This window comes from Streptomyces sp. NPDC007095, from assembly GCF_040634475.1.
GTDB lineage: Bacteria > Actinomycetota > Actinomycetes > Streptomycetales > Streptomycetaceae > Streptomyces.
Genome location: NZ_JBEYFS010000340.1, coordinates 1 through 8629 on the forward strand (window position 1 = coordinate 1; position 8629 = coordinate 8629).

Below are 8629 nucleotides of genomic sequence, written 5' to 3' on the forward strand. Positions count from 1 at the left end.
GCGTCGCCGACCGTCTGCTGACCTGCCGTAAACGCAGAGGCCCGGGAAGGCCGGCGCTGTGGCGTGAGATCGACCGTCCGGAGCAGCAGCTCATCCCGCAACGATCGCCCGGCTGATCAGCGTCCGGGCACGGGCGGCGTCATCCGGGCATGCAGCAGGGCGGCGCGGGGCAGTTCGGTGCCTCGGCGGTGTTTCTGCCTCTGCCCGAACAGGTCCTTCCCGCTCACCTCTTCGGCGGGGGCTTGCGAAGACGGCTGTTCTCCTTGGCAAGTTCAACCCGGGAGCGGTGCGGACCGGCCGGGCTCTCGCACGGCGTGTTGTAACCCTTGCCACAGTCCGGGCATGTGACCTCGTCCACCCGCCACGCCCGCAGGGTCTGCTTCTGCTTGGCCTTGCGCTCGTCCAAAATCAGCTGCACCCGCTCGTCATGGGGATACTTGCGCCTTTCGCCCGTGTCGGTTCCTGCGACGAGCACGCAGTCTTTGCCCTGCTCCGCGTGACAGCGTGGACAGCTCCGCGCGATCCAGTACCGGCGTCCCACCCGGCTGTGCAGCGGATACGGGGGCAGCGACCGGCCGGCGGCGAAGCGCTCTTTCCACAGGGCAACGTCTCGCGCCTGCCCGGCAGTCACATGGTCCCCCGCCGGAGTCGCCGCCCGCAGCAGCTCCTTCACCTGATCACGGAGCTCGTAGGCGTATGCGTCATGGCGGCGCAGGTCTTTGAGGAGGGTGCGCACGCGGCCGGCCGCTTCCGCCGCTGCCCGCTCGGTAGCCGCCTCCGCCTCAACCGCCTGCCGCGTGTGGCTCTCGAGGCCGGCGAAGTAGTCGGCCGCCCGCGCCACGATGGCCTCCTCGGCTTCCGTGCGGTCATGGGAGGCGGTCGCGTTGACCCGAAACAGGAGCCTGCGCACCCGCCCGGCCCTCTGATCAGCCACCGCCTCGTCCAGGCTGGCGAACAACTTCCGGCGGACTTCGGCCTGCTCCTCCAGCCAGACGCGCGCGTGGCGCACCGCGGCCTCCAGCTGCCCCTGAATCGCCGGGCTCACCCCGGCCAGGTCGGAGATCTCCCCGCACACCTGCGTCACCAGGACCACGGATTCGATCCGGCGCGCATACAGCAGCCGGCGCAGCAGCCCCTGGGCCCGCGCATCCGGCTCCGGCACCTTCTTCACCTTGCCCGGCGACCACCGCGCCGGAGGAGGCGTACGGCGGGACTCGATGATCCGCTCAACCGCCGGCGTCGACAGGCCGCGCTCCGTCATCGCGCAGTCGTCCAGGCCGAACCACTCGGTGGGCCGCGCGCACGCCTCCGTGCCGATCTTCACCCGGCGGGCCGCGCCCTCGCTGTCCAGGCGGATGCGGTGCACGCACCAGCGGTCGATCAGGGTGTCGCGGTCCACCGGCACCGACACCCCCAGCACCGGTTCGCTCCCGTCGTCCCACACCGGGGCCACCGCTCCATCCAGGTGCACCCGCAGCCCGCGGTCCTTGAACTGGATGTCCACGACGGAGCCGACCGGCGCGCCGTCGGGCCGGGTGAAGTCGAAGCGGGCCTGCTCACCGCGGCCACGCAGCCAGGCGGCGGCCGCGGACTTCACGTACAGGTGGTCGGCGCTGGCCACGCCCCGCAAGCGGCGCCGGCACTCGTGCGGCTGCCGTCCGGGTCCGGATGGTGCGCGAAGTGGCAGGCCATCCCTATTGAATCGGCGTGTTGAAGCCGATCTGACAGGGTGGCGCGGTGAGCAAGTGGCGTGTCTTCTGGGTTCCCAGGCCGGTGGCAACTGGCACATCGCGCGCTCCCGTTCTCGCGGGGTGGGCGCTGGCGGAGCGCGAAGCGTCAGTCGGGATCCTGCCGGGTGACCCGATTCTGCTGGCGCCCGACTACCGCGTCGATGAACTGCTGAGCCTATACATCTTGAATTCCATCGATGGTTGCGAACGCCGCGGAAGGAGATCGTTCGCATGCCTCGTGGAGGAACCAACCGCAAGCCCACTGCCGCCAGGCGGCAGTACTTCGAGCTGGTGCGTCAGGGGTTGAAGGGGGCTGCGGCAGCCCGCCAAGTGGGCGTATCCACCAGCTGTGGATCCAAGTGGTTCATCGAAGCTGGAAGCATGATCATCCCTGATGTCTCTGTCTCGCCACGCTTCCTCACCCAGGACGACCGCATCGCCATCGCCGACGGCCCGCGCACCGGGAAGCCGCCCACCACGATCGCCGCCGTGATCGGGAAGAGCACGTCCACCGTCTACCGGGAGATCGCCCGGAGAAAGAAGGAGGACGGAAGCTACGCCCCCTGGTGGGCGCAGAATCAGGCACTGCTTCGCAGGCAGCGTCCGAAAACCGAGAAGATCCGCGACCATGCCCCGTTGCGCATCGTGGTCCGCGAGAAAATCGACGAGAAGTGGTCGCCGCAGCAGATCTCCCGCTACCTCCGGCGGCAGTACCCCGACGAGCCGCAGATGCACGCGTGCGCCGAGACGATCTATCGCGGACTCTTCGCCGGACTCCTGGGCCGGCGTCAGGGCAGGCTGCGGACCGGGCGAACCCGACGCAAGAAGCAGCGCCGGGGCGTTCCGTCACCCAACAAGATCAAGAACATGACCTTGATCCGCGACCGCCCCACCATAGTCAACGAGCGCTCCAGGCCAGGGGATTGGGAGGGCGATCTCATCATCGGCCGTGGCCAGCGATCGGCGATCGGCGATCGGCGATCGGGACGATGGTCGACCGGGCCATCCGCTTCGTGCGTCTGGCTGTCGCAGCCCGCCGCCACAGTGCGCACGCTGCCAACCCCACCACACCCGACGCTCTGAGGTGCTACGCGACCCACGCCGCCACGCGGCCGCTAGCCAGGGGGCAGGCCCTGGCATAAGCGCGGGTCCGGGGGCGTATCCGGGGACTGTCAGGCGGTGACCTTGCCGAAGATGTGGTTGGCGGGAGCGTCGGGGTCGTTGCCGTAGAAGAACTCTTCGAGTGCCTGGTGGAACTCGTCACGGTCCAGTCCGCCGGAACCATCAAGGTCCAGAGCGGCGAAAACGGCGGCGCAGTCCTCGCCGGGGACGGCGGCGACCGAGTCGAACATCTGCTGGAACTCGGTTTGGTCGATCTTGCCGTCTCCGTTGAGGTCGACGAGGTCGAAGAAGCAGTTGGTGACCGGCGCAATCTGCTGCGGGTAGAGCGCGCGGTCGGTCAGGACACTCTTGAAGCCTTCGGTCATCTCCCGCACATCGACCTTCCCGTCACCGTCCTGATCCATCGGGGCGATGACGTTCGACCAGAACTGGTCCATCCCCTCGGTGAGCCGGCGGACGGTCTCGGCATCAGGGGTGGTCTCGCGGGCGCTGATGTAGCGCTCGCTCATCTTGCGGACGTCGTGCTGGGTAATGAACCCGTCGCCGTCGACATCGGCGCCCCTGAACCACTGGCCGTACTTGAGATCTTGAAGTGCAGTCATGACTGCGCACCGTATTCACGCAGTTACGACGACGCAAACGTCCGAGTGGAGGCTGGGCGCCGGTCGGACCTGCCGACCGGGCGCCCGACGAGGGTGAACACGGCAAACTCGCCCGTCGTCGAGTTGGCTTCGTTTCAGTGTTCGAGGTGTGGTGGTGTGAAGGCGAGTACCTCCTCGACCGGCCCGTCGTAGACCTCGACGTCGACGAGAGCACTGTGCGCACTGGGTCCCTGGGACAGACGCGAGCACCCGCGGTCCCCGGTGAGGGTGTTCGGGTTGCCGTGGCGGTCCAAGGTTCCGCTCCGGCCCGGCTGGGCCGGGTCCCACCACGCTCCGGTGGACAGCTGGATGACGCCGGGCATAACGGCGTCCGACAGGATCGCGCCCGCCAGGCAGCTGCCTCGGTCGTTGAAGACGCGCACGATCATGCCGTTCTCGATACCGCGTGATGCCGCATCTTGCGGATTGATCGTTACGGGCTCGCGGCCGTGGATCTTTGACTTGAGGCTGTGGCCACCGTTGTCGTACTGGCTGTGCAGGCGTGAGGCAGGCTGATTCGAGATCAGGTGCAGCGGGAAGCGGTCCGCCAGGTCGGCGCGAAGCCACTCCACGGGTTCGAACCACGTCGGATGTCCGGTGCAGTCGTCGTAGCCGAACGAGTCGATCTCCTCGGAGAAGATCTCGATCCGGCCCGACGGCGTCGTCAGGGGGAAGCGCTGCGGATCGGAGCGCAGTGCTTCGAAGCTGCCAGGAAACGGCCCGCTGAGTGCCGGCAGTTCGACACCGGAGGCGCGTTGCCAGAAGTCGTCGAAGTCTGGCAGGGCCGCGTCGTCGCCGAGGTTCGCCCGTGTCTGGACGTAGAGGTGCCGGACCCATTCGATCTCGGAACGCGCCTGGGTGAACTCGCGCTCATAGCCGAGCCGGGCAGCCAAAGCGGCGAAGATCTGGTGGTCGGTGCGTGCCTCGCCGGCCGGCTCGCGGACCTTCGGCATCGCGACGAGGTGAGGGTCGGAGAACCCCGCGGCGAAGTCGTCACGCTCCAGGCTGGTCGCGACGGGCAGCACGATGTCGGCGAACTTCGCCGTGGTATTCCACCAGGCTTCATGGACCACCACCGTGTCCGGGCGCTGCCAGGCTCGGGTGAGGCGGTGGAGGTCCTGGTGGTGGTGGAAGGGGTTTCCTCCGCACCAGTAGATCAGGCGCAGGTCCGGCAGGGTCAGGCGCTGACCGTCATAGTCGATGGTCGCGCCCGGTTCCAGCAGGGTGTCGGCTATCCGGGCGACCGGAATGAAGTCCGCAACAGGGTTCGCCACCCGGGGCATCGACGCCACAGACGGGCGGCCCGGGGCAACACCGGTCGCGTCCATCGTTGCGTAGCCCGCGCCCCAGCCGCAGCCGGGCCGGCCCAGCGAACCCGCCATGGCCGCCAGCACGACCGACATCCAGATCGGCTGCTCACCGTGGTCCGCCCGCTGAATGGCGTAGTTGACCATGATGAGGGAACGCTGTGTGGACAGGCGGCGGGCGAGATCGGGGATCGTGTCGCGGCTGATGCCCGTGATCCTCGCGGCCCAGTCGGCGTCCTTGACGACGCCGTCCACGTCGCCGGTTAGGTAGGAGGCGAAGCGGTCGAACCCCTCGCAGCAGCGGGTGAGGAAGTCCTCGTCGTACCAGTCGTTGACCAGCATCGTGTGCGCGATGCCGAGCATCAAGGCGGTGTCGGTGTTGGGGATGACCGGCAGCCACTCGGCGTCGAGGAAGTCGGCGGTGTCACTGCGGATCGGGCTGACGTTCACGAACCGCACCCCGGCCTCACGGCACTTCCGCTGCAGGTCCCGCGTCTGGTGCCGGGCCAGCCCGCCAGGGTTGATCTGGCTGTTCTTCAGAGCCAGCCCCCCGAACGCCACCACGAGCTCACAGCTCTCGGCGATCTCGTCCCACATCGGCATCCGGGACTGGTAGCTCCACGGAGCCCCGCCGATCACATGCGGAAGGATGACCTCAAGAGCGGCGGTGCTGTACGTGTTGCGCGAGTCGGTGTAGCCCCCGCCCAACGCCAGGAACCGCTGGAGCTGACCCTGCGCATTGTGGAACCCGCCCGCACTGGCCCAGCCGTACGAGCCGCCGAACACCGCGCTGTCCCCGTGCTGTGCGCGCACTCGGCGTAATTCCTCACTCACCAGCGTGAGCGCGTCGTCCCAGCTGACCTCTACGAAGGCGTCCGCACCTCTGGCCGTTTCATCGGCGCGCGGCAAGCCATTGAGCCACCCTTTGCGCACCGCGGGACGCAGCACACGCGCACTGTCCTCAGCAGCCGTCACCATGCCCGGGCCGATCGGCGACGGCGCGGGGTCATCACCCCGGGGCTCAATGCGCACCAGCTGACCCGAATCGACCACGGCTACGAAACTGCCCCAGTGCGTCGCCACCGGCATGCGTCGTTCCACCGTGCATCAACTCCATCCCTGAAGTTTCTCCGGCTCTCGAACAACGGCCGCTACACCACAGGGGTTCCGCGTCAGTCAGCGGTCCGCAGGACACAGGCTCCCCCTGGCGGATGCTGCCCAACCCTGACGGTGCGCACGACTCCCACCGCCGCCACTCAACCGGAGCCCGGAGCGCCTCTGTCGACCGCGACCTGACCGTCGTCCGACACCAGCGTCAAGGTCCTGGACCACCTCGCTCCAAGGCGGTCGAGGGACGGTTGGAGTGCCGGAGCCGGCGCGGAACTGTCACGGTCACCGTCGAGGCCCGCAGGCACTGGGCAATCTGACATCGGACCAAGAACAGCCCGGAATCCACGACGAGGCTCCCGGGGCACCCTGGGAGGCCGGCAATCGGTCTGAGAGTCCTCAACACGCACGACTTGACAGGGAACAGGCCCGGTCGGTGTACAACTTCGTGGTCAATCGCCCCCCCCGTAGCCGCCGAGCAGCAACCCGCACCAGAAAGTGTCGTGCTCGTGGCGGCGGCGGAAGGCGTCCAGCTCGATCGCCTCCAAAGGCAGCATCAGCGGCTGCTCCGAGTCTGCACTGCCCAGGACCGCCGTCTGAATCTGCCGCCTGTCACCCCGCAAGAGACCCCGCCCTTCGTCCCAACTCAGCCTGCCAGCAGTGGCCTTGCCTCTCCAGGGCAGTTGAAGCCGTACCCCCTCGGTTCACGCCACAGGGCTCATGACGCCATGTTCTCGTCCAGCGGCTATCCGGCAAGCTGCGCCAGGTGCTGCGACCAGTTGCCGATCTGTTCCGACCGCGCCTCGGACCGGGCTTAGCGTTGGGTAACCCTCGCACCGGTGGCTCGTTAGATTTGCTGGACCGCTCAGCGGCGACGGTCCCGGCTGCGCTTCGCCGACCCCCGCGCATGGCAAGCGATGAAGCCCGAAGGTGCCCCGCATCTCGCCCTGCTCCAGTAACAGCAGAGGTCCGTTCATCGCATCGGATCGCGGGCGCCGGTGCAGATAGAGCGACTAATGACCAAGCACCACGCACGTAAAAAGGAACTATGCCGCCGCATGAGGACACTGGTCAGAGCTACCAAGAGACAGCCCGTAGGAGACAGCAGGGCAGTGCCGGCCCCAGCGAACCGGACGTACCGAACGCGGACCTGAGGAAAGACTACGTCGATGCGGTCTGGGACGCAGCGCTGCCTCAGATGGTCAACGTGGGTCTTCGATCTTGAGCGGTGCGCCTGCTCAGGGCCTCTGACGTTTCGTTACGCTCAGCGACGGCGGTTGGTGGCTGCTGCCGGGGCCGCAAGCGCGCCGAGAGTCCAGGGCAGCACACGGCCACGGTCCCGCTCCGTGACTACGGGTGCAGCTTCTCGCCCTTCGCCAGCATCGCTACGTACTTTTCGATCCGGCGCGCCCGGGTCTCGGCCTTCTTGGCGTCTTGGATCCGGTACAGGATCGCGTAGCGGTTCTGCCGGTCCAGTGTCTCGAAGAACTCCGCCGCGGCCGGGTCTGCGGTCAGGGCCGCCGTGAGGTCGTCCGGCAGCGTGGCGGTCTTCGCGCCGTCGTAGGCCGCTTCCCAGCGGCCGTCTGCCTTGGCGCGGTCGACCTCGGCCTGTCCCGGCGGATGCATCCGGCCCTGCTCGATCAGGGCGGCCACCTTGTCCCGGTTGGCCTTGGACCACTTGCTGCGCGGCTTGCGCGGGGTGAACCGCTGGAGCCACCACTGGTCGTCGAACTTTGCCTTCTGGCCGTCGATCCAGCCGTAGCAGAGTGCCACGTCGAGCGCCTGGGTGTAGTCCAGCGCGGCGATTCCGGGGCCCTTCTTGCGAAGCTTGAGCCAGATGCCGGGCGAGACGGCGTGGTTCTCGCCGAGCCATGCCTGGAATGCCTCGGCGGATTCGAATGCGACGATCTCCAAGTCCTGAGTCACCCCAGCAGCGAACCACACTCGGCCGATTGTCATGAGGCATTCGGCACGGCCCCGGATGCGGGATGCCCGTGGGCCTGCGTGATCATCTCTGTTCTCGACGCAGAACGATCATGCAGGAGCCACGGGCTTGGTCAACGATACGACGTTGCTGCTCGACCTCGACGGGGTGTCCGTCGCGCGGGTTGAGGGGCTGGCCGACGGAAGGCGCCGAGTTCACCTGGTCACGGCCGACGAGACAGCCAGAGTCTGCCCGGCCTGCGGGGGGGTGTTCGCCACCCGGGTTAAGGGCTCGGCGGTGACCCGGCCACGCGATCTCCCTTACGGCGAGAGCGGATTGGAGTTCCGCTGTCACAAGCGCCGCTGGTGGTGCCGCGAGGCCGGTGACTGGGCGGCGATGACCACGTCGAACATCCGGGCGGCCGGCTGCCAGGCATCCAAGGACGCCACCTCGACCTCCAGGCCAAGGACTCGCGCGAGTCGGCCATCCGCGCATCGGGCTCGACGCCGAGCACGGCGCAGCCGGCCGCCTGGAACCGGCGGGCTGCGATGCCGGCGCCGCGGCCGACGTCGAGCACGTCAGGCCCGGGCTCCCGGCGACGATCCGTGCCACCAACGCATCGGGGTAGCCGGGCTGTTCTATCCACGGAGGTTGGTAACAACAGTCGGGCTTGAGGCGACCCGGCTGCCCTCGGCGTCGGTCGCCGCTAGTGCCGCGGCAGGCAACGTTTGCCCGTCAAGGAGCGGCGTCCGGTGCGTGCTCTCGGCGTGCCGGCCGGAAGTCCTCGTACTGGACGTA

5 protein-coding genes and 1 pseudogene are annotated in these 8629 nt (G+C 68.0%); 1 reads left to right on the forward strand and 5 read right to left on the reverse strand.

The annotated features are described in order from the left end of the window. Positions 1–223: 223 nt before the first annotated feature. Entirely contained in the window at positions 224–1621 is a 1398-nt protein-coding gene (locus tag ABZ656_RS53830) for a hypothetical protein (protein ID WP_360279469.1), read from the reverse strand. 490 nt (positions 1622–2111) lie between these two features. Between ABZ656_RS53830 and ABZ656_RS53835 the strand changes: the two genes are divergently transcribed. Beyond that, positions 2112–2813 (forward strand): IS30 family transposase, encoded by a 702-nt coding sequence (locus ABZ656_RS53835; protein WP_360279472.1) that lies wholly within the window; start codon positions 2112–2114, stop codon positions 2811–2813. An 89-nt stretch (positions 2814–2902) separates the two neighbouring features. Here ABZ656_RS53835 and ABZ656_RS53840 read toward each other — a convergent pair whose 3' ends face one another. The 4 genes and pseudogenes from ABZ656_RS53840 to ABZ656_RS53855 form a co-directional block, all read right to left on the reverse strand. Further along, positions 2903–3454, reverse strand: a complete 552-nt coding sequence (locus tag ABZ656_RS53840; protein ID WP_101403304.1) for an EF-hand domain-containing protein — start codon at positions 3452–3454, stop codon at positions 2903–2905. Positions 3455–3588: 134 nt separating this feature from the next. Next, on the reverse strand, positions 3589–5889 hold the full coding sequence (locus ABZ656_RS53845) for a molybdopterin-dependent oxidoreductase (protein ID WP_101403303.1): 2301 nt from the start codon (positions 5887–5889) through the stop codon (positions 3589–3591). A gap of 1368 nt (positions 5890–7257) precedes the next feature. Further along, positions 7258–7866 carry a YdeI/OmpD-associated family protein gene (locus tag ABZ656_RS53850; RefSeq protein WP_180362306.1) on the reverse strand — a complete coding sequence of 203 codons (609 nt, stop codon included), beginning with the start codon at positions 7864–7866 and terminating at the stop codon, positions 7258–7260. A gap of 348 nt (positions 7867–8214) precedes the next feature. Beyond that, positions 8215–8473, reverse strand: a pseudogene (locus ABZ656_RS53855) (methyltransferase domain-containing protein); the annotation flags it as partial. Positions 8474–8629 lie beyond the last annotated feature (156 nt).